The organism is Halomonas jincaotanensis (genome assembly GCF_018448785.1).
Taxonomy (GTDB): Bacteria; Pseudomonadota; Gammaproteobacteria; order Pseudomonadales; family Halomonadaceae; genus Halomonas; species Halomonas jincaotanensis.
Map to the genome: position 1 here is coordinate 81,565 of NZ_JAHCLU010000018.1, position 23,751 is coordinate 105,315.

Genomic DNA, 23,751 nt, shown 5'->3' on the forward strand with positions numbered 1-23,751 from the left:
CTCCCCTTATCTGGAACCTTTCTTCTTGGAGGGCGCTGCCTGCGGCTGCTTCGCCTTGGCGCGGACCTCCTCGATGCCCCCGAGGATTTCACCCTTGAAGACCCAGACCTTGACACCGATGATGCCGTAGGTGGTCTTGGCTTCGTAGGCGGCGTAGTCGATGTCCGCACGCAGCGTATGCAATGGAACACGACCTTCCCGATACCACTCGGTACGCGCGATTTCCGCACCGCCGAGACGACCTGACAGCATCACCTTGATACCGCCTGCGCCGAGGCGCATGGAATTCTGCACGGCACGCTTCATGGCGCGACGGAACATGACACGGCGCTCGAGCTGGCCGGCAATGTTCTGGGCCACGAGCATGGCATCCAGCTCGGGCTTGCGAATTTCTTCAATGTTGACGTGCACGGGCACGCCCATCATTGCCGTGACTTCGCGGCGCAGCCGATCGACGTCCTCACCCTTCTTGCCGATCACGATGCCCGGACGGGCAGTGTGAATGGTGATACGGGCGTTGTTGGCCGGACGCTCGATGTGGATGCGACTCACAGACGCATTCTTCAAGCGCTTCTCGAGGAAGCTACGCACTTCGAGATCGCTGTTGAGCTTATCGGCATAGGCGCCGCGCTCGGCATACCAGACTGACGTATGGTCTTTGACGATACCCAGCCGAATGCCTATTGGATTGACTTTTTGACCCATCTGGTCGACTCCTACTTCTCGGCTACCTTGACGGTGATGTGGCAGGTGCGCTTCAAGATACGATCCGCACGGCCCTTGGCGCGCGGCTTGATACGCTTGAGCGTCATGCCCTCATCGACGCAGACGGTCGAGACACGCAGCTCGTCGATATCCATGCCGTTGTTTTCTTCCGCATTCGCAATGGCGGACTGCAGCACTTTATGAACCAGCTTGGCAGCCTTCTTCGGTGAGAAGGTCAGCAGGTCGAGCGCCTCGGCGACCGGTTTACCGCGCACCTGGTCAGCCACCAAACGGGCCTTCTGGGCGGATAACCGAGCGCCACGCAACTTAGCTGTGACTTCCATCTCTGAATCCTCTCTGGCTTACCGTTTGGCTTTTCTGTCCGCCGCATGACCGCGATAGGTGCGGGTAGCAGCGAATTCGCCCAGCTTGTGGCCAACCATTTCCTCGGAGACATGCACCGGGACGTGTTGGCGACCGTTATGGACCGCAATGGTGAGCCCGACCATGTTGGGCAGGATCATCGAGCGACGCGACCAGGTCTTGATCGGTTTGCGGTCGCTCTTCTCCACTGCAGTCTCAACCTTCTTCAAAAGATGAAGGTCAATAAAGGGACCTTTCTTCAGTGAACGTGGCACAGCCGTTACCTCTTGATGTCTTGGCGTTGGATCTTATTTCCGGGCCTTGCGGCGACGGATGATCAGCTTGTCGGTGCGCTTGTTCTTGCGGGTCTTGTGGCCCTTGGTGGGGATACCCCATGGGCTGACCGGGTGACGACCCCCACTGCTGCGGCCTTCACCGCCGCCGTGTGGGTGGTCCACCGGATTCATGGCGACACCGCGAACAGTCGGACGCACACCTCTCCAGCGCTTCGCACCGGCCTTGCCAAGCTGACGCAGGCTGTGCTCGGAGTTGCTCACTTCTCCCAGGGTCGCACGGCACTCCGCCAACACCTTGCGCATCTCGCCGGAGCGCAGACGCACGGTGGCGTAGTTACCTTCACGGGCGACCAGCTGGGCGCTGGTGCCGGCACTGCGAGCGATCTGAGCGCCCTTGCCGGGCTTGAGCTCGACACAATGCACGGTGGAACCCAGCGGAATGTTGCGCAGCGGCAAGGCGTTGCCTTTCTTGATTGCCGCGTTGACACCCGACTCGAGACGGTCACCGACACTCACGCCCTTCGGCGCGATAATGTAACGGCGCTCGCCATCGAGATACTTGAGCAATGCAATGTGCGCACTGCGGTTCGGATCGTGCTCCAGGCGCTCGACGATGGCGGCAACGCCATCCTTGTTGCGCTTGAAGTCGATCAAACGGTAATGATGACGGTGGCCACCACCCACGTGACGGGTGGTGATACGACCGTTATTGTTACGCCCACCGGACTTTGACTGCTTCTCGAGCAGCGGCGCGTACGCGCGGCCCTTGTACAGTTCCTCGCCGACGACCTTGACGACGTGGCGACGACCGGCGGATGTGGGTTTAGTCTTGACGATTGCCATGATCCGTACTCCTGCCCTTATTCGGCGCCAGAGAAGTCTTCAAGGGTTTCGCCGGCGGCCAGTGTGACGTACGCCTTGCGATATCCCTTGCGATGACCCAGACCCTGCGCGGTGCGCTTGGTCTTGCCCTTGACGTTCAATACCTGAACGCTTTTGACCTGCTTGCCGAACAGTGCCTGGACGGCTTTCTTGATCTCGGGCTTGGTCGCGTCGCTGGCCACCTTGAACACGTACTGGTTGCGTTCGGCGGCCATCGCGGCCTTCTCGGTCACGTGCGGACCAAGCAGAACCTTGAATACACGTTCCTGGTTCATGCCAGCTTCTCCTCGAATTTACGCAGAGCGGAGACGGTGACCAGCACCTTGTCGAAAGCCACCAGGCTCACAGGATCGGCGGCCGCGGCGTCGACCACATCCACATTGGGGATGTTGCGAGCGGCCAGGTAGAGCTTCTCGTCGAGCTCTTCAGTGACGATCAACACCCTCTCCAGGCCCAGATCTTCGAGCTTGGCGACTAGCTGCTTGGTCTTGGGCGCTTCAACGGCGAACTCATCGACGACTACCAGGCGCTCTTGGCGCACCAATTCAGAGAGAATGGAGCGCATCGCCGCACGGTACATCTTGCGGTTGACCTTCTGGGAGTGGTCCTGCGGACGTGCCGCAAAGGTCACACCACCGCCACGCCAGATCGGCGAACGGATGGTACCAGCACGCGCACGGCCAGTGCCCTTCTGGCGCCACGGCTTCTTGCCGCCGCCGCGCACGTCGGAGCGATTCTTCTGTGCGCGAGTTCCCTGACGAGCACCGGCCAGATAGGCGGTGACGACCTGGTGCACGAGTGCCTCGTTGAATTCTTTGCCAAAGGTGGCATCGGACACTTCGACGGTTCCGGCGCCTGCACCTGCAAGATTCAGATTCATCGGTCTCTATCCCCTTCAGCGAGCTTTCACGGCGCTGTGCACGACAACGTCACTGCCGGTGGCACCGGGCACGGCGCCCTTGACCAGCAACAGGTTACGTTCGGTGTCGACACGCACGACTTCGAGACTCTGGACGGTGCAACGCACGTTGCCCATCTGGCCGGCCATTTTCTTACCCTTGAACACACGCCCAGGGGTCTGGCACATACCGATGGAGCCCGGCGCACGATGCGACAGGGAGTTACCGTGTGTGTTGTCTTGGGTACGGAAATTCCAGCGCTTGACGGCGCCCTGGAAGCCCTTGCCCTTGGAGGTGCCGGTCACATCGATCATTTGACCAGCTTCAAAGAGGGATACGGTGAGTAGGCCGCCAACTTCGGGAGCCTCGGCACCTTCGGGAAGGCGAAACTCCATCAGCGAACGGCCGGCCTCGACACCTGCCTTGGCGAATTGCCCAGCCTGGGCTTTCGTCAGGTGTTTGGCCTTGCGGGAGCCGGTTGTCACCTGAATCGCAGCATAACCGTCGTTCTCGACGGTCTTGACACGAGTCACGCGATTCGGATCAACCTCGATCACGGTCACGGGCACGGATGCACCGTCTTCGGTGAAGACGCGGGTCATCCCGGCCTTCTTACCGACTAAACCGATAGTCATTCTCAGTCTCCTATAGTGTACGGGGCTATCACCCGCTATGGCTGCCCTTTCCAGAGCATTCCACTAGCACGTTGTATGACGCCGTCTCGGCGTGGCGGCTGCTGAACGCCTCAAGTTCTGAGGTCGGGCGAACGCTGGGCCGCGAGTGTCTAGTGTGGTCTTAGTCGAGCTTGATTTGCACGTCGACGCCGGCGGCGAGGTCGAGCTTCATCAGGGCATCAACGGTCTTTTCTGTGGGCTCGACGATATCGAGAACACGCTTGTGGGTACGAATCTCATACTGGTCGCGCGCGTCCTTGTTGACGTGAGGCGAGATCAGAATGGTATAGCGTTCACGATTGGTCGGCAGCGGGATCGGCCCGCGCACCTGGGCGCCGGTACGCTTGGCGGTTTCCACGATCTCCGCGGCGGACTGATCGATCAGGCGATGGTCGAAAGCCTTCAACCGAATGCGAATCTTCTGGTTCTGCATTCCTAAACTCCAATGGACATCGACGGCGCGAGCCGTCCACCCACGCATTCAAAGGATGCGCATTATAGGCACGTCGTCAGCGAGTGTCAACAGATCGCGACAGTGCGTAGAAAGGGGGTCCCTTGGGACCCCCTTCGATCAAACAGCCGTCGAACGACTTACTTGATGATCTTGGCCACGACGCCGGCGCCGACGGTACGGCCGCCTTCGCGGATGGCGAAGCGCAGGCCGTCGTCCATAGCGATCGGGGCGATCAGGGTGACAACCATCTGCACGTTGTCGCCCGGCATCACCATCTCGACGCCTTCCGGCAGTTCACAAGTACCGGTGATGTCGGTGGTACGGAAGTAGAACTGCGGACGATAGCCCTTGAAGAACGGCGTGTGACGGCCACCCTCTTCCTTGGACAGCACGTAGACTTCAGCTTCGAAGGTGGTGTGCGGGGTGATGGTGCCCGGCTTGGCCAGGACCTGCCCACGCTCGACGTCATCACGCTTGGTACCGCGCAGCAAGGCGCCGACGTTCTCACCGGCACGCCCTTCGTCGAGCAGCTTGCGGAACATTTCCACGCCGGTCACGACAGTCTTGACAGTGTCCTTGATACCGACGATCTCGACTTCCTCTCCCGCCTTGACGACACCACGCTCGACGCGGCCGGTCACGACCGTACCACGACCCGAAATCGAGAAGACATCCTCGATCGGCATCAGGAACGGCTGATCGATGGCACGCTCGGGCTCCGGGATGAAGTCATCCAGGGCCTTGATCAGGTTGGCAACGGCGGTGGTGCCCATACCGTTGTCATCCTTGCCTTCCAGCGCCATCAGCGCGGAACCGGTGATGATCGGCGTGTCGTCACCCGGGAAATCGTATTGATCGAGGAGTTCGCGAACTTCCATTTCGACCAGCTCGAGCAGCTCTTCGTCGTCGACCATGTCGGCCTTGTTCAGGAACACGACGATGTACGGAACGCCGACCTGACGCGACAGCAGGATGTGCTCACGCGTCTGCGGCATGGGACCGTCGGCAGCGGAACAGACCAGGATAGCACCGTCCATCTGGGCGGCACCGGTGATCATGTTCTTAACGTAGTCGGCGTGCCCCGGGCAGTCGACGTGGGCGTAGTGACGCGTTTCGGACTGGTACTCGACGTGCGAGGTAGCGATGGTGATGCCGCGCTCACGCTCTTCCGGCGCATTGTCGATGGCGTCGAATTCGCTCCAGTCACCACCGAACACTTCGGCGGAAACACGGGTCAGGGCCGCAGTCAGCGTGGTCTTGCCGTGGTCGACGTGACCGATGGTACCGACGTTGATATGCGGTTTGGTACGTTCAAATTTTGCCTTAGCCACTGCTATAACCTCTTTACGTTAGCTAAACGGTTAACCGTTCTGGTTGATGACGGCTTCAACGACGCTGGAGGGCGCCTCTTCATAATCCGCAAACTCCATGACGTAGCTTGCGCGGCCCTGAGTCTGAGAACGCAGATCGGTCGCATAACCGAACATCTCAGCCAGCGGGACCGTGGCGCGGATGATCTTCCCGGTTGAGGAGTCATCCATACCCTGCACCAGGCCGCGGCGGCGGTTGAGATCGCCCATGACGTCGCCCATGAAATCTTCGGGCGTCACCACCTCGACCTTCATCACCGGCTCCAGCAGCACGGCCTTGGCCTTCTTGGCCCCTTCCTTGACCGCCATGGAGGAGGCGACCTTGAACGCAGTCTCGTTGGAGTCCACGTCATGGTAGGAACCGTCGTACAGCGTAACCTTGACGTCGATCATCGGATAGCCCGCAATGACGCCATTTTGCAGCTGCTCGTAGGCCCCTTTCTCGACGGCCGGCACGTATTCCTTGGGAACCGCCCCGCCAACGATTTCGGAGGCAAACTTGAAATGCATGTCTTCGTCGTCGCCCTTGTCTTCCGCGGTGAGCGGCTCGATGCGCAGGTAGACATGACCGTACTGACCGCGACCGCCTGACTGACGAACGAACTTGCCTTCCTGTTCGACTTTGCCGCGAATGGTTTCGCGATAGGCCACCTGGGGCTTGCCGATGTTGGCCTCGACCTTGAACTCGCGGCGCATGCGGTCGACGAGAATGTCGAGGTGCAGCTCACCCATGCCCGAGATGATGGTCTGACCGGTCTCTTCGTCGGTCTTGACCTGGAACGAGGGGTCTTCCTGGGCCAGCTTGCCCAATGCCACACCCATCTTTTCCTGGTCGGCCTTGGACTTAGGCTCGACGGCCACGGAAATCACCGGATCCGGGAACTCCATGCGCTCGAGCACGATCTTGTCATTCAGATCGCAAAGGGTATCACCGGTGGTGACGTCCTTGAGGCCGATGCAGGCGGCAATATCGCCGGCCAGCACCTCCTTGATCTCTTCACGCGAGTTGGCGTGCATCTGCACGATACGGCCGACGCGCTCCTTCTTCTCCTTGACGGAGTTGAAGACGCTGTCGCCCGACTTCAACACGCCCGAATAGACGCGGATGAAGGTCAGGGTGCCGACGAAGGGATCGGTGGCGATCTTGAACGCCAGGGCCGAGAAGGGGGCACTATCGTCCGCCTCACGGGTAGCGATGGTGCCATCCTTGTCGTCCAGCTCACCTTCGATGGCCTTGACCTCGGTGGGCGACGGCATGTATTCAATCACGCCATCCAGCACCGCCTGCACGCCCTTGTTCTTGAACGCCGAGCCACAGGTGACCAAGACGATCTCATTGGCCAGGGTGCGCGCACGCAGGCCGGCCTTGATCTCTTCGATCGTCAGCTCACCGCCCTCGAGGTACTTGTCCATTAGCTCTTCTGAGCCTTCGGCAGCCGCCTCGACCATTTCCTCACGATACTTCTCGGCGGCTTCCTGCAGTTCCGCAGGAATATCCACCAGGTCGTAGCTCATGCCGAAGTTGTCTTCGTGCCAGAGAATTCCCTTCATCTGGACCAGATCGATGACGCCCTTGAATTCGTCCTCGGAACCCCAGTTGATCTGGATCGGCACCACATTGGCGCCCAGACGGGTCTTGAGCTGGTCGACGACCATGAAGAAGTCGGCACCTGCACGGTCCATCTTGTTGACGAACACCATGCGCGGCACTTCATACTTGTTCGCCTGGCGCCAGACGGTTTCAGTCTGCGGCTGAACACCGGAAGAACCACATAGCACGACCACGGCACCGTCGAGGACACGCAGCGAACGCTCCACCTCGATAGTGAAATCGACGTGTCCAGGGGTGTCGATGATATTCACGCGGTGTTCATCGAACTGCTTGTTCATGCCCTGCCAGAAGCAGGTGGTCGCCGCCGAGGTAATGGTAATACCGCGCTCTTGCTCCTGCTCCATCCAGTCCATGGTGGCAGCACCATCATGGACTTCGCCGACCTTGTGGGAGAGGCCGGTGTAGAACAGGACGCGTTCGGTAGTGGTAGTCTTTCCGGCGTCGACGTGTGCCACGATACCAATATTGCGGTAACGCTTGAGCGGAGTCTTGCGAGCCACGTTGTAACTCCCCGTTAGTTGGCGATGCGCTTTGATTCGGCACCGCTGAGCGTCGTGCCTTGCGCAGCGGTATGCTCAAAAAACCAAGCACTTAGAAGCGATAGTGGGAGAATGCCTTGTTGGCTTCTGCCATGCGATGCACGTCTTCACGCTTCTTGACAGCCGAGCCCTTACCTTCAGCGGCGTCCAGCATTTCGCCGGCCAGACGCAGTACCATCGTCTTCTCGCCACGGCGACGTGCTGCATCCACTAGCCAGCGCATGGCCAGTGCATGGCGACGCGAGGGGCGAACTTCCACCGGCACCTGGTAGGTCGCACCACCAACGCGGCGGGACTTCACTTCGACCATGGGCTGGATGGCTTCCAGCGCCTTCTCGAAGATCTCCAGCGGCTCTTCCTTGCTGCGCTCGGCAACCCTGTCCAGCGCACCATAGACGATCCGTTCGGCGACGGATTTCTTGCCGCCGTACATCAGGTGGTTCATAAATTTCGCGAGACGCTCGCTGCCGAATTTGGGATCCGGAAGGATCTCGCGCTTCGCTGCAACTCTTCTTCTAGGCATGATAAGCCCTCTGTAAAGGGTCCTTCAGGTAAACCCGAGACGACTGCCGTGGACAGTGCTCGACCTTACTCTTATCAGACCGATGCCATGTTTCTTTCGGGCCGGCCCGAAAGCCAGCCGAGTCACGCCACCCGGTCTCAGACCTTCGGACGCTTGGTACCGTACTTGGAACGGCCCTGCTTGCGGTTCTGCACGCCGGAGGTGTCCAGGGCACCACGCACGGTGTGATAACGCACACCGGGAAGGTCCTTGACGCGGCCGCCACGGATCAGAACCACGGAGTGCTCCTGAAGATTGTGGCCTTCACCGCCAATGTACGAGGACACTTCGAAGCCGTTGGTCAGGCGCACGCGGCAAACCTTGCGCAGGGCCGAGTTGGGCTTCTTTGGGGTGGTGGTATAGACGCGGGTGCAAACGCCGCGCTTCTGCGGGCAGGCCTGCAGCGCCGGCACGTCACTCTTGCTGACGGGGCGCTTGCGCGGCTTGCGCACGAGCTGATTAATCGTTGCCATGTTGTGTCGCTGACTCCAATGGGTTGCCTTGCCGTTACAGCGGGCGCGGGCGTACCCACCCCACTGTCAAAGGCTGCGCATTCTAATGGCTGACGCTGTTCGCCGTCAAGTCCGTCACCCCATCGATGCGGGGCGACGGGCGAACTTGCGGCCGACGGCGTCAGATCTCGTCGTCGTCTGAATCGAGCGCGGTGAGCTGGGCGCCCAGCTCCTGCTCGACCTCTTGAGCCGACGGGTGAAGCAGCCGCTCGGCATCCTCGCGCCTGCGGCGACGCTCCGCATGGTGAGTCAGACCGGTGCCGGCCGGGATCAGACGACCCACCACCACGTTCTCCTTCAGGCCGCGCAGGTAATCGCGCTTGCCGGTGACCGCCGCTTCGGTCAACACCCGCGTCGTCTCCTGGAAGGAGGCCGCGGAGATGAACGACTCGGTGGCCAGGCTGGCCTTGGTGATGCCCAGCAGCAGGCGCTGATATTTCGCCGGAAACTTCTCTTCCTTTTCCAGGCGGGCATTCTGGTCAAGCACACGCACCAGCTCGACCTGATCGCCGGTGATGAAATCACTGTCGCCGGCATCGGTGATTTCCACCTTGCGCAGCATCTGCCGCACGATCACCTCAATGTGCTTGTCGTTGATGCCCACGCCCTGCAGGCGATAAACATCCTGGACCTCCACGGTGATGTACTTGGCCAGCTCTGCCGTGCCCAGCAGCCGCAGGATATCGTGCGGATTGCTCGGTCCGTCTGAGATCACCTCGCCCTTTTCGACGCTCTCGCCTTCGAAGACAGCGATTTGGCGCCACTTGGGGATCAGCATCTCGAACGGGTCGCCGTCCTGGGGCGTGATGGTCAGGCGACGCTTGCCCTTGGTTTCCTTGCCGAAGCTGATCACGCCACCGATCTCGGCGAGAATCGCCGGCTCCTTAGGCTTGCGAGCTTCGAAAAGATCGGCGACACGTGGCAGACCACCGGTGATGTCCTTGTTGGCGGACGCCTCCACCGGAATGCGTGCGACGACTTCGCCGACCCCAATCTTTGAGCCATTGTCGGCGGTGACAATCGCCTTGCCCGGCAGCAGATACTGCACCGGCGTTTCGGTCCCCGTTAGCGTCACCGGCTTGCCGGCTTCGTCGGTCAGCAGGATCATTGGACGCTTGTCGCGACCGGTGATGGGCCGGGCTGCCGCTTCGATCACCTCGATCGACGACAGGCCGGTCATCTCGTCAACACTACGGTGGATCGTCAGACCTTCGTCCATGTCGGCGTACTGCACCTGACCTTCCGCCTCGGCGATGATCGGGTGAGTGTGCGGGTCCCACTTGGCCATGGCCTGGCCGGCGTCGACGGTATCGCCGTCCTTGATCGACAGCTCGGCGCCATAAGGCAACTTGTAGTACTCGCGTTCGCGACCATGATCATCGGCCACCGCCACGGCGCTGGAGCGAGACACCACCACCAGCTTGCCGTCGGCGCGCTCGACGTGCTTGATATTATGCAGACGCACCTTGCCGCCGTGCTTGGCCTGGACACTGTCTACTGCAGAGGCACGCGACGCCGCACCGCCGATGTGGAAGGTCCGCATGGTCAGCTGTGTACCCGGCTCACCGATCGACTGCGCGGCGATAACCCCCACGGATTCGCCGATGTTGACCTGATGACCCCGGGCCAGGTCGCGCCCGTAACACGCGGCGCAGACGCCATGCGAGGTCTGACAAGTGATGGCACTGCGCACCACGATCTCGTCGACCCCCATGGTGTCAAGCTGGGCGCACCAGGCCTCATCCAGCATGGTGCCACTCGCGATGAGCACCTCGTCGGTGGCGGGGTCAATGACGTCCTGAGCCACCACTCGCCCCAGCACGCGCTGAGCCAAGGAGACGATAATATCGCCACCCTCGATGACGGGGTGAACGGTCAGGCCACGCTCGGTGCCACAATCTAGCTCGGTGATCACCATGTCCTGCGCCACATCGACCAGGCGACGGGTCAGGTAGCCGGAGTTGGCGGTCTTGAGTGCCGTATCTGCAAGACCTTTCCGTGCGCCGTGCGTCGAGATGAAATACTGCAGGACATTCAGGCCTTCACGGAAGTTGGCGACGATCGGTGTCTCGATGATCGAGCCATCCGGCTTGGCCATCAGGCCGCGCATACCCGCTAGCTGACGAATCTGCGCGGGGCTACCCCGGGCGCCGGAGTCGGCCATGATAAAGACGCTGTTGAAGGAATCCTGCTCGACCTCGTCACCATGGCGGTCGACAACGGTCTCCCGAGAGATGCCGGCCATCATCGCCTTGGCCACCTTGTCGTTGGCCTTGGACCAGATGTCGATCACCTTGTTGTACTTCTCGCCGGCGGTCACGAGGCCGGAGGAGAACTGATCCTCGATCTCCTTTACCTCGTCCTCCGCGGCCTGCACGCTGGCATACTTGCTATCGGGGATGACGAAATCGTTGACCCCGATGGAGACCCCGGACCAGGTCGCCAGACGAAAACCGGTGTACATCAGCTGGTCGGCGAAGATTACCGTCGGCTTGAGACCCGCACGACGATACACCTCGTTGAGTAGATGCGAGATGGCCTTCTTCTTCATCGGCTTGTCGACCAGCTCGAAGGGCACGCCCTCCGGCAGGATGCGCGACAGCAGCGCGCGACCCACGGTGGTATCGAACAGACGGCGTTGTTCGCGCCTTTCGCCGGTCTCTTCGTCGAATTCCACCTCGGTCAGTCGCACCTTGACGCGGGCGTGCAGCGAAACGCTCTGCGTGCCGAAGGCGCGATCGACTTCATCGAGGTTGGCGAAGATCATGCCTTCGCCCTTGTCGTTGATGCGCTCACGCGTCATGTAATAAAGCCCCAGCACCACGTCCTGGGACGGCACGATGATCGGCTCACCGTTGCTGGGTGACAGCACATTGTTGGTGGCCATCATCAGCGCACGGGCTTCGAGCTGGGCTTCCAGGGTCAGCGGGACGTGAACCGCCATCTGGTCACCGTCGAAGTCGGCGTTGTAGGCGGCACACACCAGCGGGTGCAGCTGAATCGCCTTGCCTTCGATCAACAGCGGCTCGAAGGCCTGGATGCCTAGACGGTGCAGCGTCGGCGCACGGTTGAGCAGCACCGGGTGCTCGCGGATGACATCGGCGAGAATGTCCCACACCTCGGGTAGCTCGCGCTCGACCATTTTCTTGGCCGCCTTGATCGTCGAGGCGTGCCCCAGCAACTGCAGCTTGGAATAGATGAACGGCTTGAACAGCTCGAGCGCCATCTTCTTGGGCAAACCGCACTGGTGCAGGCGCAGCGTCGGACCTACGGTAATCACCGAACGCCCCGAGTAGTCGACGCGCTTGCCCAGCAGGTTCTGACGGAAGCGACCCTGCTTGCCCTTGATCATGTCGGCCAGCGACTTGAGCGGACGCTTGTTGGAGCCGGTAATGGCACGGCCGCGACGGCCGTTGTCCAGCAGGGCGTCCACCGCCTCCTGCAGCATGCGCTTCTCGTTGCGCACGATGATGTCGGGCGCATTGAGATCGAGCAGCCGCTTCAGGCGATTGTTGCGGTTGATCACCCGGCGATACAGGTCGTTGAGATCCGAGGTCGCGAAGCGACCGCCATCCAGCGGCACCAGCGGACGCAGGTCCGGCGGCAGCACCGGCAGCACTTCCATGACCATCCAGGCGGGATTGTTGCCGGAGCCGTAGAACGCCTCCAGCAGCTTCAAGCGCTTGGAGAGCTTCTTGATCTTGGTCTCGGAGTTGGTCTGCGGAATCTCTTCGCGCAGCCGATCGATCTCCTCCTCGAGATCGATATCCTTGAGCAATGCCTGAACGGCCTCGGCGCCCATCCGCGCGTCGAAGTCGTCACCGAACTCCTCGAGCGCCTCGAAGTACTGTTCATCGTTGAGCAACTGGCCACGCTCCAGCGTGGTCATGCCCGGGTCGATGACCACGAAGCTCTCGAAATACAGCACGCGCTCGATATCGCGCAGGGTCATGTCCAGGAACATGCCAATGCGTGACGGCAGCGATTTCAGGAACCAGATGTGGGCGACCGGGCTTGCCAGTTCGATGTGCCCCATGCGCTCGCGGCGTACCGCGGCCTTGGTCACCTCGACACCACACTTCTCGCAGATGATGCCGCGATGCTTCATGCGCTTGTACTTGCCGCACAGACACTCGTAGTCCTTCACCGGGCCGAAAACCTTGGCGCAGAACAGGCCGTCGCGCTCCGGCTTGAAGGTCCGGTAATTGATGGTCTCTGGCTTCTTGACTTCGCCAAAGGACCAGGACCGAATCATGTCCGGCGACGCCAGGGTAATCTTGATCGCGTCAAATTCGTCGGATTGTGACTGCGATTTGAGGACTTTCACCAAATCTTTCATAGGTCGGCTCCGTTGCGGAGTTGTCATGGGCGGGGGCAACCGTGCCCCCGCGGACCGTCATTCTGCGAAGCGTCGGTCGCCTCAGCTCTCCAGCTCGATGTCGATGCCCAGCGAGCGGATTTCCTTCACCAATACGTTGAAGGATTCCGGCATGCCCGCCTGCATGGCGTGGTCGCCATCCACGATGTTCTTGTACATCTTGGTGCGACCCTCCACGTCGTCGGACTTGACGGTGAGCATTTCCTGGAGGGTGTAGGCGGCGCCATAGGCTTCCAGGGCCCAGACCTCCATCTCCCCGAAGCGCTGGCCACCGAACTGCGCCTTGCCGCCGAGGGGCTGCTGGGTCACCAGCGAGTAGGAGCCGGTGGAACGCGCGTGCATCTTGTCATTCACCAGGTGGTTCAGCTTGAGCATGTACATGTAGCCGACGGTCACCGAACGATCGAAGGCATCGCCGCTACGCCCATCATAGAGCGTCATCTGGCCGGACTCGGGCAGGTCGGCGAGCTTCAGCAGATGCTTGATCTCGCCCTCCTTGGCCCCGTCGAAGACCGGCGTCGACATCGGCACACCGGCTTTTAGATTCTTCGCCAGGGTGATGACCTCTTCGTCGTTCAACGAATCCAGATCCTCGACCCGGGTGCCGGAGGTCGAATTGTAGATCTCACCCAGGAACTCACGGATCTGACCGACCTGCTGGTCGCGGGCCTCACGCAACATCTGCTCGATCTTCACGCCGAGGCCGCGTGCAGCCATCCCGAGGTGAGTCTCCAGTATCTGACCGACGTTCATGCGCGACGGCACACCCAGCGGGTTGAGCACCACATCGATCGGCTCGCCGTTGTCGTCGAACGGCATGTCCTCGATCGGCATGATCGCCGAGATGACGCCCTTGTTACCGTGGCGACCGGCCATCTTGTCGCCCGGTTCCAGGCGACGCTTCACCGCCATGTAGACCTTGACGATCTTCAGCACGCCCGGTGCGAGATCATCGCCCTGAGTAAGCTTGCGCTTCTTGTCCTCAAAGCGTTCATCCATCTCCTTGCGACGATTCTCGAGCTGCTCGTCGGACTGTGCCAGGAGCTCATTGAGCGTCTCGTCCTGAAGGCGCAGCTTGAACCACTGCTGGCGTGGCAACTCCTCAAGGTAGCTCTCGGAGAGCACGTCATCCTTCTTGAGCTTCGGCCCGCCGTTGACGGCCTGGCCGCTAAGGGTGCGCTTGAGACGCTCGAAGGTGGCATCCTCGGCGATGCGGTAGGTCTCCTGAAGGTCCTTGCGCACCTCATCGAGCTGCATCTGCTCGATGGAGAGCGCGCGGGAATCCTTCTCCACGCCGTCGCGGGTGAAGACCTGCACGTCGATGACGGTGCCTTTCATGCCGGTCGGCGCGCGCAGCGAGGTGTCTTTCACGTCGCTGGCCTTCTCACCAAAAATGGCACGCAGGAGCTTCTCTTCTGGCGTCAGCTGGGTTTCGCCCTTGGGCGTCACCTTACCCACCAGGATGTCGCCTGGCCCGACCTCGGCGCCGATATAGACCACCCCGGCCTCATCCAGCTTGGCCAGTGCCGACTCACCGACGTTGGGGATGTCCGAGGTAATCTCCTCGGAGCCCAGTTTGGTGTCGCGGCACACGCAGGTCAGTTCCTGGATATGGATGGTGGTGAAACGATCCTCCTGGACCGCCCGCTCCGAGAGCAGGATCGAGTCCTCGAAGTTGTAGCCATTCCAGGGCATGAAGGCGATGCGCATGTTCTGACCCAACGCGAGATCGCCCATGTCGACGGACGGGCCGTCGGCAAGGATATCGTCGCGCGCGACAGTATCGCCAGGGCGCACGATCGGCCGCTGGTTCATGCAGGTATTCTGGTTGGAACGGGTGTACTTGGTGAGGTTGTAGATATCGACGCCGGCCTCGCCGCCGATGATCTCGTCCTCATTGATGCGCACCACGATGCGCCGGGCATCGACAGAATCGATCACCCCGCCGCGTCGTGCCACGGCACAGACGCCCGAATCACGCGCCACGAAGCGCTCCATGCCGGTACCCACCAGAGGCTTTTCGGCACGCAGGGTTGGCACCGCCTGACGCTGCATGTTCGAGCCCATCAGGGCGCGGTTGGCATCGTCGTGCTCGAGGAACGGAATCAGCGCCGCGGCGACGGACACCACCTGACGTGGCGACACGTCCATCAGCGTCACCTGATCGGGACGCATGAAGGTGGTTTCACCCTTGTGGCGCACCTGCACCAGGTCGTCGACCAGCTTGTTGGATTCATCCACGGTGGCCGAGGCCTGGGCGATGATGAAGTCGCCCTCCTCGATCGCCGAGAGATGCACCACATCGTCGGTCACCTGACGATTCACCACCTTGCGGTACGGCGTCTCAAGAAAGCCATAGCTATTGGTGTGGCTGTAGGTAGCGAGCGAGTTGATCAGGCCGATATTGGGGCCTTCCGGCGTCTCGATGGGGCACAGACGACCGTAGTGGGTGGCGTGAACGTCACGCACCTCGAAACCGGCGCGCTCGCGCGTCAGACCACCCGGGCCGAGTGCCGAAATACGCCGCTTGTGGGTAACTTCGGAGAGCGGGTTGTTCTGGTCCATGAACTGCGAAAGCTGGCTGGAACCGAAGAACTCCTTGACTGCTGCCGCTACCGGCTTGGCATTGATCAGGTCCTGCGGCATCAAGCCTTCGCTCTCGGCCATGGAGAGCCGTTCCTTGACCGCACGCTCGACGCGCACCAGACCGACACGGAACTGGTTCTCGGACATCTCACCGACGCAACGGATACGACGGTTACCCAGGTGGTCGATATCATCCACTTCGCCGAAGCCGTTGCGGATGTTGATCAGCTCCTTGAGCACATCAAGGATGTCGCGACGATCGAGGATGCCCGAGCCGGTATCGCTGTCGCGACGCAACCGACGGTTGAACTTCATGCGACCGACGCCCGAGAGATCGTAGCGGTCCTCGCTGAAGAACAGGTTGTTGAACAGGGTCTCGGCGGCCTCCTTGGTGGGCGGCTCGCCGGGACGCATCATGCGGTAGATCTCGACCAGCGCCTCGAGCTGCGACCCGGTGGTGTCGAGCTTGAGGGTGTCGGAGATGAAAGGCCCACAGTCGAGATCGTTGGTATAAAGCGTCTCGAGAGTGGTGATGCCGGCCTGGCCGAGCTTCTCCAGCAGGTCCGGCGTGAGCTCGGTGTTGCAGGGGCAGATCAGTTCGCCGGTATTAGGATCGACCTGATCCTTGGCCAGCGTCTTGCCGAACAGGTACTCCATGGGCACATCGAGACGCTCCAGCCCGGCTTTCTCGAGCTGACGGATGTGCTTCTGGGTGATACGACGCCCCTCCTCGACGATCATGGTGCCGTCGGCATCCTTGATATCGAAGGTGGCGGTCTCACCACGCAGACGCGACGGCACCAGTTCCACGGAGAAGCCGGACTTCTCGACGTGGAAGGTGCTGGTCGCGAAGAACTCCTCGAGCACTTGCTCGGCGGTCATGCCCAACGCCCGCATCAGCACTGTGGCCGGCAGCTTGCGACGACGGTCGATACGTACGAAGACGCTGTCCTTCGGGTCGAACTCGAAGTCCAGCCATGAGCCGCGGTAAGGAATGACCCGCGCGGAGTACAAAAGCTTACCGGACGAGTGACTCTTGCCCTTGTCGTGATCGAAGAACACGCCCGGTGAGCGGTGAAGCTGGGACACGATGACACGTTCGGTACCATTGACGACGAAGGTACCGTTCTCTGTCATCAGGGGGATTTCCCCCATGTAGACTTCCTGCTCCTTGATGTCCTTGATCGCCTTGTTCGACGACTCCTTGTCGTAGATGATCAGGCGAACCTTGACACGCAACGGAGCCGAATAGGTGACACCGCGCAGCTGGCATTCCTTGACGTCGAAGGCCGGCGTGCCGAAGCGGTAGCTGACATACTCGAGAGCCGCGTTGCCGGAGAAGCTCTCGATCGGGAATACGGACTTAAAGGCCGCATGCAGGCCGACTTCCAGACGCTCCTCCGGGGAGCGGTCCTGCTGGAGAAAGTCGTAGTAGGAATCAAGCTGGATGGCCAGCAGGTAAGGCACATCCATCACTTGGGGCAGTTTGCCGAAATCCTTGCGGATGCGTTTTTTCTCAGTGTATGAGTAAGCCATCTGTATTCCCCAGCTTGTTCACCATGGGTGACCGATGCGTGGTCGGCGCCACCCGACGGGAGCGGCTCCGTCAGGCGATGAAGGCAAGCGCCTCGTCGAGTCGCTCGCCTTCGGAATTCGGCTGGCAGCTCTGCACATGCAAAGGCCAGTGACAACAGAAAAAGGCCGGCAGCGGGTGTCCCGCCACCAGCCATGGAAGCTTACGCAGCGCGTGAAGCCATGGGCACAAGAGTTACTTGAGCTCCACGCTCGCGCCGGCCTCTTCCAGTTTCTTCTTGGCCGCTTCGGCGTCGTCCTTGGACAGGCCTTCCTTGATGGTAGCCGGAGCACCGTCGACGGCGCCCTTGGCTTCCTTGAGGCCGAGGCCAGTGATCTCACGAACGGCCTTGATCACATTGACCTTCTTGTCGCCGGCAGCAGTCAGCACAACATCGAATTCTGTCTGCTCTTCCTCGACGTCAGCTTCACCGCCACCGGCGCCAGCCACGACGGCCGCTGCGGCAGAGACGCCAAACTTCTCTTCCATTGCTTCGATCAACTCGGCGACTTCCATTACGGTCATGTCGGCGACAGCGTTGATGATATCTTCTTTGGTCAGTGCCATTGTCACAGTTCCTAACTTTGCGGGAGCCCCGATGAAGCGGTGGCTCGAGGATTCAGTCTTCGATTCGGGCTTCGCGAACGAGTTCGCCGATCAGGCGGCCTGCGATCAGGCGGCCTCTTCCTGCTTTTGATCACGCAGCGCCGCGAGGGTACGAACCAGCTTGCCTGCCGAGGCTTCTTTCATGACGGACATCAGCTTGGCGATCGCCTCATCGTAGGTCGGCAAGGTTGCCAGACGATCGAGATCGGCTGCCGGGATCAGCTCGCCTTCGTAGGCCAGCGCCTTGACCTCAAAGTCCTTCTGATGCTTGCCAAACTCCTTGAACAGGCGGGCGGCAGCGCCCGGATGCTCATAGGAGAAAGCCAGCATGGTCGGACCTGAAAAGGTCTCTTCCAGAATCTCCCAAGGAGTTCCGGATAGGGCGCGACGTGCCAGGGTGTTGCGCACAACACGAATCTGCACGCCATTCTCGCGGGCCTGCTTACGCAGGTCGGTCATTGCACTGACCGCGACGCCACGAGAATCGGCAACGACGACGGAGAGCGCATCCTTGGCCGCTTCACTGACCTCGGCAACGATTGCCTTCTTGCCTTCGAGTGCTAGTGGCACAGTGGTCACTCCTTCGTGCCGGAACCTCGCAATGAGGACTCCGGTGGTTACCATCTCTCCCAGGCCACACGAGCATGCCGCGGGCCGGGAGTCCTGGGTGATGGTGCTCACCAGAGAACTGGCGGCCACACCATCTGCGCAGGCTTCCCGAAAGGAAGATTAAGTCACCTCCCAAGACGAGAGGCGGCGCCTGCGGTCTTTGACGGCGCCCCGCCGACAAGTGACGATTGCCGGAACGGGGACCGCAAAGTTACTGCAAATTGCTCGACGGCTATCATGAGCCATCACGACCTACACTTTGCTGGTGTTCAGACCAGCGCGGAGTGATCGACGGTAAGTCCCGGACCCATGGTGCTGGACAGGGTTACCTTCTTCAGATAGATGCCTTTGGACGTGCTCGGCTTGAGCTTCTTCAAGTCGGCGACCAATGCCTCCAGGTTGCCCTGGATAGCGGCAGCGTCGAAATCGACCTTGCCCAGCGTCGTGTGGATGATGCCATTCTTGTCAGTACGAAAACGCACCTGACCGGCCTTGGCATTCCTCACGGCAGTGGCGACGTCCGGCGTTACCGTGCCGACCTTGGGGTTCGGCATCAGGCCACGCGGCCCCAGAATCTGACCCAGCTGACCGACAACGCGCATGGCGTCCGGCGAGGCGACAACGACATCGAAATCCATGACGCCCTTCTTCACCTGCTCGGCCAGATCTTCCATGCCGACCAGGTCGGCACCGGCTTCCTTGGCGGCATCGGCATTCGCACCCTGGGTAAAGACGGCGACGCGCACGTCCTTGCCAGTACCATTGGGCATGACGGTGGCGCCACGCACGACTTGGTCCGATTTGCGTGGATCGACGCCAAGGTTGATGGCGACGTCCAGCGATTCCTTGAACTTGACGGTAGACAGTTCAGAAAGCAGGGCCACGGCCTCTTCAAGGGAGTAGGCTTTGTTCGCGTCGACCTTTTCGCTAATTTGCTGTGCACGCTTGCTAAGCTTGGCCATGATCAGAGTCCCTCCACATTCAGGCCCATGCTGCGGGCACTACCGGCGATGGTACGCACCGCGGCGTCGAGGTCGCCAGCCGTCATGTCCGGTTCTTTGGTCTTGGCGATTTCTTCGAGCTGCTCGCGGGTCACGGTGCCGACCTTCTTCTTGTTCGGCTCACCGGAGCCGGACTTGATACCGGCCGCTTTTTTCAGCAGTACAGCCGCTGGCGGGGTCTTGGTGACAAAGGTGAAGCTGCGGTCGGAGTAGACCGTGATGACAACGGGCGTCGGCAAGCCCGGCTCGATGTCCTGAGTCGCCGCATTGAACGACTTGCAGAACTCCATGATATTGACACCGTGCTGACCCAGCGCGGGGCCCACGGGGGGACTCGGATTGGCCTTACCAGCCGCTACCTGCAGCTTGATGTAAGCCTGTACTTTCTTGGCCATGTTGAACTCCAGTTGGGTAATAGCGCCTCGCGGCTCCCCGGGTTATGCGATCGACCGTGCGATCGCCCTTCTGGCGCCAGGTCGAGCGATCACTCTTTCTCGACCTGCGCAAATTCCAGCTCGACAGGCGTGGAGCGCCCAAAGATCAGCACGCTGACCTGCACTCGACTCTTGTCGTAGTTGACCTCTTCGACGACACCGTTGAAATCGGCAAATGGGCCATCCACCACGCGCACCGCCTGTCCTGGCTCGAAAAGCGTCTTGGGACGAGGCTTCTCTGTCCCGTCCTTGACGCGACGCAGGATAGCATCTGCCTCTTTCTGGCTGATCGGTGCCGGCTTTTCTTTGGTACCGCCAATAAAGCCCATCACGCGGGGCGTCTCGTTGACCAGGTGCCAGGTCCCGTCATCCATTTCCATCTCGACCAAAACATAGCCGGGATAAAATTTCCTTTCACTCTTGCGGCGCTTGCCGTCGCGCATCTCGACGACTTCTTCGGTAGGCACGAGAATTTCGCCGAAGCGATCCTCCATGCCATACATCTTCACGCGCTCTATCAGCGAGCGCATGACATGCTTCTCGAAGCCGGAGTAAGCGTGAACGACATACCAACGCTTGGACATGAAAGCTCCTAACCAATGACGCCGGACATCGCCCAGCCAAGTAGGGTGTCGATAAGCCAAAGCATCAGACCGACAACCAGCACCGCGACCAGCACGATAGCGGTCGTCTGTATGGTTTCGGGACGCGTTGGCCACACGACACGCTGAATTTCCTTCTTGGCGCTTCTGGCCAACTCGGTGAGCTCTCGACCTTTCGTGGTCGTCAACGCCACCGCGGCAGCCGCAATACTGACGACCACCACACCCAGCACGCGATAGATGATTGCCTGATCGGCGAAGTAGGTATTGCCGACCACGGCAAGAACCAGCAGCGTAACGACAACCGCCCATTTAAGCCCGTCGTGGCGCGACTCCTGCACCTCGGCGCTATGCTTCATGAAAACGAGACTCCTCAGGGCGCAGCAATCGAAACGTGAAAGTATAAGAGATATCTCCAGCCTGGGGAAGACTGGCAGGCCAGGAGGGAATCGAACCCCCAACCTGCGGTTTTGGAGACCGCTGCTCTGCCAATTGAGCTACTGGCCTGTATCTGCCTTGCAACCACTCTTTGCGAATGACTTTCATGACAGCGGGCGCAATTATAGCGAAACCAGCCTCGCCTGGCAACCCCCGACGACTCCACATAACCCACCAAGAAAAAGAAAAGGCGAGCCTGGGCTCGCCTTTTCGATGTGGAGCTCATGGACGGATTTGAACCGTCGACCTCACCCTTACCAAGGGTGTGCTCTACCCCTGAGCTACATGAGCGTAACTGCTCTGACGTGTCACACCACAAACTTTTGATGCAACAGATGGAGCGGGCAGCGGGAATCGAACCCGCATCATCAGCTTGGAAGGCTGAGGTTCTACCATTAAACTATGCCCGCAAACCCACTCAACTTGACTCACCCGACGATCTGGGCGACGACGCAATCTGGTGGAGGGGGAAGGATTCGAACCTTCGAAGCTTTCGCGGCAGATTTACAGTCTGCTCCCTTTGGCCACTCGGGAACCCCTCCAGACGGCCATGCACTGTACCACCTTCGCTTCCGATGTCAAGTTGCTGTTTCTCAAAGCTTCTCGCATGTGAAGGTAAAGAGCTTGGTTCAACCCCGTCACCTCGGAACGCGGCGCATTTTGTCAAAGCAGCATGGAGAATGCAAGCGCTGCACGGATCTTTTCCAGTGAAACCGGTGACGGAATGCGCGGCGCGCCCGACATCTTGCCAGCACGCTCTGCCGCTGTCAGGGGAAAGCAGGCCTCGAGCCCTCCATAGACCATGTCCGGCCACACCGAATGAGGCACTTGGATGCCTCGCGATACCACTCGAGCATCGCCGCCGGTAAGCAACACCGGCAAGGCGACGTCCTCCCGGTCGCAGACCTCACTGTAAATACGATTCACGGCACTCACAGCCGCCATATAGATACCATGGTTAACCGCTTCTACCGTGCGCTTTCCCGGCAGCAACAGGGCTTCCGCCTCACTGTCGGGATCAATGGCGACATTGCGGGTACCAAGCTTTAGACTCTCCTTCATCAACCTCAGGCCCGGTAATATGTAGCCACCTAGATGGCGACCTCCCGGCAGCACAAAGTCGATGGTAATGGCGCTGCCGCAATCAACGCTGCAACAGCCACCCGCCAGCTGGTAACTTGCCAACGCCCCCATCCAGCGATCAACCCCCAGCCGGGCTGGCTCTTCGTAACCATTGACGACACCTAGTGCCTCGGGTGTCGACCGGGCAACGTGAACCACACCGACTTGTCTGCGCAACAGGCTTACCGTTTCCTCGAGCACGGCTCGGCGCGCTACGCTGGAGATGCGCACCGCCTCCACCACGTCCAGGTCGGGGATGTCCGAGCCGGGGCGCCATTCCTCCCGCGTCCAGACCGCCCCACGAGAACGAATCTCACTGCTATCAGCATCCTTCAATCGCCATTTTGACAGCGTGTTGCCGATGTCGAGATCCAGGATCATGAGTATCCACGCACGCTGATCTCTCCTCCCGCAATACGCCGACGCCGATCACCCTGGCGTACCCAGAGATTGCCCGAGCTATCAACGTCCTCTGCGATGCCTGTTTCACGCTCGTCGCCCCTGAGGATATCAATTTGATGACCTGCAAACGCATGGCGAGTATTCCATTCCTCCCGCCAGCAGCTGAATCCCTGGCGCTCGAACTCGGCCAACAGTGGCATCAGCCCCTCCAACAGCTCCACTGCCAGAGTATTGCGAGCAAGCCCGGGCGCCTGATCGTGCACGGCGGCGATTGGCTGAGCGAATCCGGTACGGAACGCGGCAGGCAGGTCGACGTTGATCCCCACGCCGACAACGGCCTCACAAGGCCCGGCAGCGTCACCGCTGATCTCCACAAGAATACCGGCGAGCTTACCCAGCTCACCGTCTGGTGAGGCCAGAAGAACATCGTTGGGCCACTTAAGCAGGGGTCGCGCTCCATAACGCTCTAGCACCTGCGCAACGACGACGCCAACCGCCAGACTCAGCCCCTCCAGCGCAGCGACACCTGCATCAAATCGCCAGCCCACCGAAAACATCAGCGTTCGCCCCCAAAGCGTCGTCCAGACTCGCCCACGACGACCACGCCCGGCGCTCTGCTGCTCCACCAGACAGACCTCGCCATGCCCGGCACCCTGCTCGAAACGTTCGCGGATATAGACGTTGGTCGACGGCAATGTCTCCTCAACGAAGAGACGCACTAAATGCAGACGGGCCTGTCTCGATATTCCTGCAACTATCTGATTGCCATCGAGCAACTCGAGAGGCTGCGACAGGCGATACCCATGGCCCTTTACCACCTCCATGGGTATGCCCAGCGCTTCGAGCTTCTTCATTTGTTTCCAGACGGCAGCCCGAGAGACCCCGAGGTGTTCGCCTAGCTGTTGGCCGGAATGGAACTTTCCATCACTCAGCAGACGAATCAAGTCACCGATGGTCATGCGCATGCCCCAGACCGGAAAAGCCCACATTCTAGCTGAACGATGCCAGTGCCGGAAATGCGCCATTTAGAGAAGGCCGATAGTAACCATGGACTCTTTTTCTTTTCCGCACACGAGAGCCCCCCAGCATCGCGTGATGCTGGGGGGCCGGGAGAGGTGCCTGACGATGACCT

General features: G+C 60.5%; 22 protein-coding genes and 4 tRNA genes. All 26 read right to left on the reverse strand.

The window, feature by feature from the left end:
• Window positions 1–6: 6 nt before the first annotated feature.
• The 26 genes from rpsC to KG088_RS15355 all read right to left on the reverse strand — a co-directional run bounded on the left by rpsC (window position 7) and on the right by KG088_RS15355 (window position 23,578).
• Entirely contained in the window at window positions 7–705 is a 699-nt protein-coding gene (rpsC, locus tag KG088_RS15230; protein WP_213826758.1) for a 30S ribosomal protein S3, read from the reverse strand.
• 11 nt (window positions 706–716) lie between these two features.
• Window positions 717–1,049 (reverse strand): 50S ribosomal protein L22, encoded by a 333-nt coding sequence (gene rplV / locus KG088_RS15235; protein ID WP_213826760.1) that lies wholly within the window; start codon window positions 1,047–1,049, stop codon window positions 717–719.
• A gap of 18 nt (window positions 1,050–1,067) precedes the next feature.
• The gene (rpsS, locus tag KG088_RS15240; protein ID WP_048306673.1) at window positions 1,068–1,343 is read right to left on the reverse strand and encodes a 30S ribosomal protein S19; all 276 of its coding nucleotides are present in this window, start codon (window positions 1,341–1,343) and stop codon (window positions 1,068–1,070) included.
• 33 nt (window positions 1,344–1,376) lie between these two features.
• On the reverse strand, window positions 1,377–2,207 hold the full coding sequence (gene rplB, locus KG088_RS15245; protein WP_213826762.1) for a 50S ribosomal protein L2: 831 nt from the start codon (window positions 2,205–2,207) through the stop codon (window positions 1,377–1,379).
• Window positions 2,208–2,224: 17 nt separating this feature from the next.
• Entirely contained in the window at window positions 2,225–2,521 is a 297-nt protein-coding gene (gene rplW, locus KG088_RS15250) for a 50S ribosomal protein L23 (protein WP_213826764.1), read from the reverse strand.
• Window positions 2,518–3,126 (reverse strand): 50S ribosomal protein L4, encoded by a 609-nt coding sequence (gene rplD / locus KG088_RS15255; RefSeq protein ID WP_213826766.1) that lies wholly within the window; start codon window positions 3,124–3,126, stop codon window positions 2,518–2,520. Before rplD ends, rplW begins: the two co-directional genes overlap by 4 nt.
• A gap of 15 nt (window positions 3,127–3,141) precedes the next feature.
• Window positions 3,142–3,780 carry a 50S ribosomal protein L3 gene (rplC, locus tag KG088_RS15260; RefSeq protein WP_213826768.1) on the reverse strand — a complete coding sequence of 213 codons (639 nt, stop codon included), beginning with the start codon at window positions 3,778–3,780 and terminating at the stop codon, window positions 3,142–3,144.
• A gap of 160 nt (window positions 3,781–3,940) precedes the next feature.
• Entirely contained in the window at window positions 3,941–4,252 is a 312-nt protein-coding gene (gene rpsJ, locus KG088_RS15265) for a 30S ribosomal protein S10 (RefSeq protein WP_016419080.1), read from the reverse strand.
• Window positions 4,253–4,410: 158 nt separating this feature from the next.
• Window positions 4,411–5,604 carry an elongation factor Tu gene (tuf, locus tag KG088_RS15270; protein ID WP_213826771.1) on the reverse strand — a complete coding sequence of 398 codons (1,194 nt, stop codon included), beginning with the start codon at window positions 5,602–5,604 and terminating at the stop codon, window positions 4,411–4,413.
• 30 nt (window positions 5,605–5,634) lie between these two features.
• Entirely contained in the window at window positions 5,635–7,755 is a 2,121-nt protein-coding gene (gene fusA, locus KG088_RS15275; protein WP_213826773.1) for an elongation factor G, read from the reverse strand.
• A gap of 91 nt (window positions 7,756–7,846) precedes the next feature.
• The gene (gene rpsG, locus KG088_RS15280) at window positions 7,847–8,317 is read right to left on the reverse strand and encodes a 30S ribosomal protein S7 (RefSeq protein WP_089797147.1); all 471 of its coding nucleotides are present in this window, start codon (window positions 8,315–8,317) and stop codon (window positions 7,847–7,849) included.
• Between the two features lie 137 nt (window positions 8,318–8,454).
• Window positions 8,455–8,829: a 30S ribosomal protein S12 gene (rpsL, locus tag KG088_RS15285; RefSeq protein ID WP_089797148.1), complete on the reverse strand. Its 375-nt coding sequence runs from the start codon at window positions 8,827–8,829 to the stop codon at window positions 8,455–8,457.
• 160 nt (window positions 8,830–8,989) lie between these two features.
• Window positions 8,990–13,207 (reverse strand): DNA-directed RNA polymerase subunit beta', encoded by a 4,218-nt coding sequence (gene rpoC / locus KG088_RS15290; protein WP_213826774.1) that lies wholly within the window; start codon window positions 13,205–13,207, stop codon window positions 8,990–8,992.
• Between the two features lie 81 nt (window positions 13,208–13,288).
• Entirely contained in the window at window positions 13,289–17,368 is a 4,080-nt protein-coding gene (rpoB, locus tag KG088_RS15295; protein WP_213826776.1) for a DNA-directed RNA polymerase subunit beta, read from the reverse strand.
• A 232-nt stretch (window positions 17,369–17,600) separates the two neighbouring features.
• Window positions 17,601–17,972 carry a 50S ribosomal protein L7/L12 gene (gene rplL, locus KG088_RS15300; protein ID WP_213826778.1) on the reverse strand — a complete coding sequence of 124 codons (372 nt, stop codon included), beginning with the start codon at window positions 17,970–17,972 and terminating at the stop codon, window positions 17,601–17,603.
• Between the two features lie 105 nt (window positions 17,973–18,077).
• The gene (gene rplJ / locus KG088_RS15305) at window positions 18,078–18,581 is read right to left on the reverse strand and encodes a 50S ribosomal protein L10 (protein ID WP_213826780.1); all 504 of its coding nucleotides are present in this window, start codon (window positions 18,579–18,581) and stop codon (window positions 18,078–18,080) included.
• 308 nt (window positions 18,582–18,889) lie between these two features.
• A complete protein-coding gene (gene rplA, locus KG088_RS15310; protein WP_213826782.1) occupies window positions 18,890–19,582 on the reverse strand; it encodes a 50S ribosomal protein L1 in 693 nt (230 codons plus the stop codon).
• Window positions 19,583–19,584: 2 nt separating this feature from the next.
• Complete coding sequence (rplK, locus tag KG088_RS15315; RefSeq protein WP_213826784.1) at window positions 19,585–20,016, reverse strand: 50S ribosomal protein L11; 432 nt, start codon at window positions 20,014–20,016, stop codon at window positions 19,585–19,587.
• Between the two features lie 89 nt (window positions 20,017–20,105).
• The gene (gene nusG, locus KG088_RS15320; protein WP_213826785.1) at window positions 20,106–20,639 is read right to left on the reverse strand and encodes a transcription termination/antitermination protein NusG; all 534 of its coding nucleotides are present in this window, start codon (window positions 20,637–20,639) and stop codon (window positions 20,106–20,108) included.
• An 8-nt stretch (window positions 20,640–20,647) separates the two neighbouring features.
• Complete coding sequence (secE, locus tag KG088_RS15325) at window positions 20,648–21,016, reverse strand: preprotein translocase subunit SecE (protein ID WP_213826787.1); 369 nt, start codon at window positions 21,014–21,016, stop codon at window positions 20,648–20,650.
• A 72-nt stretch (window positions 21,017–21,088) separates the two neighbouring features.
• Window positions 21,089–21,164: transfer RNA gene (locus tag KG088_RS15330), tRNA-Trp, on the reverse strand.
• A gap of 147 nt (window positions 21,165–21,311) precedes the next feature.
• Window positions 21,312–21,386, reverse strand: a tRNA-Thr gene (locus KG088_RS15335).
• Between the two features lie 45 nt (window positions 21,387–21,431).
• Window positions 21,432–21,505, reverse strand: a tRNA-Gly gene (locus tag KG088_RS15340).
• 48 nt (window positions 21,506–21,553) lie between these two features.
• A tRNA-Tyr gene (locus tag KG088_RS15345) sits at window positions 21,554–21,637 on the reverse strand.
• Window positions 21,638–21,758: 121 nt separating this feature from the next.
• Window positions 21,759–22,598 carry a type III pantothenate kinase gene (locus tag KG088_RS15350; RefSeq protein WP_213826790.1) on the reverse strand — a complete coding sequence of 280 codons (840 nt, stop codon included), beginning with the start codon at window positions 22,596–22,598 and terminating at the stop codon, window positions 21,759–21,761.
• Window positions 22,595–23,578 carry a biotin--[acetyl-CoA-carboxylase] ligase gene (locus KG088_RS15355; RefSeq protein ID WP_213826792.1) on the reverse strand — a complete coding sequence of 328 codons (984 nt, stop codon included), beginning with the start codon at window positions 23,576–23,578 and terminating at the stop codon, window positions 22,595–22,597. The genes KG088_RS15350 and KG088_RS15355 overlap by 4 nt, the downstream gene beginning before the upstream one ends.
• Between the last annotated feature and the right edge of the window lie 173 nt (window positions 23,579–23,751).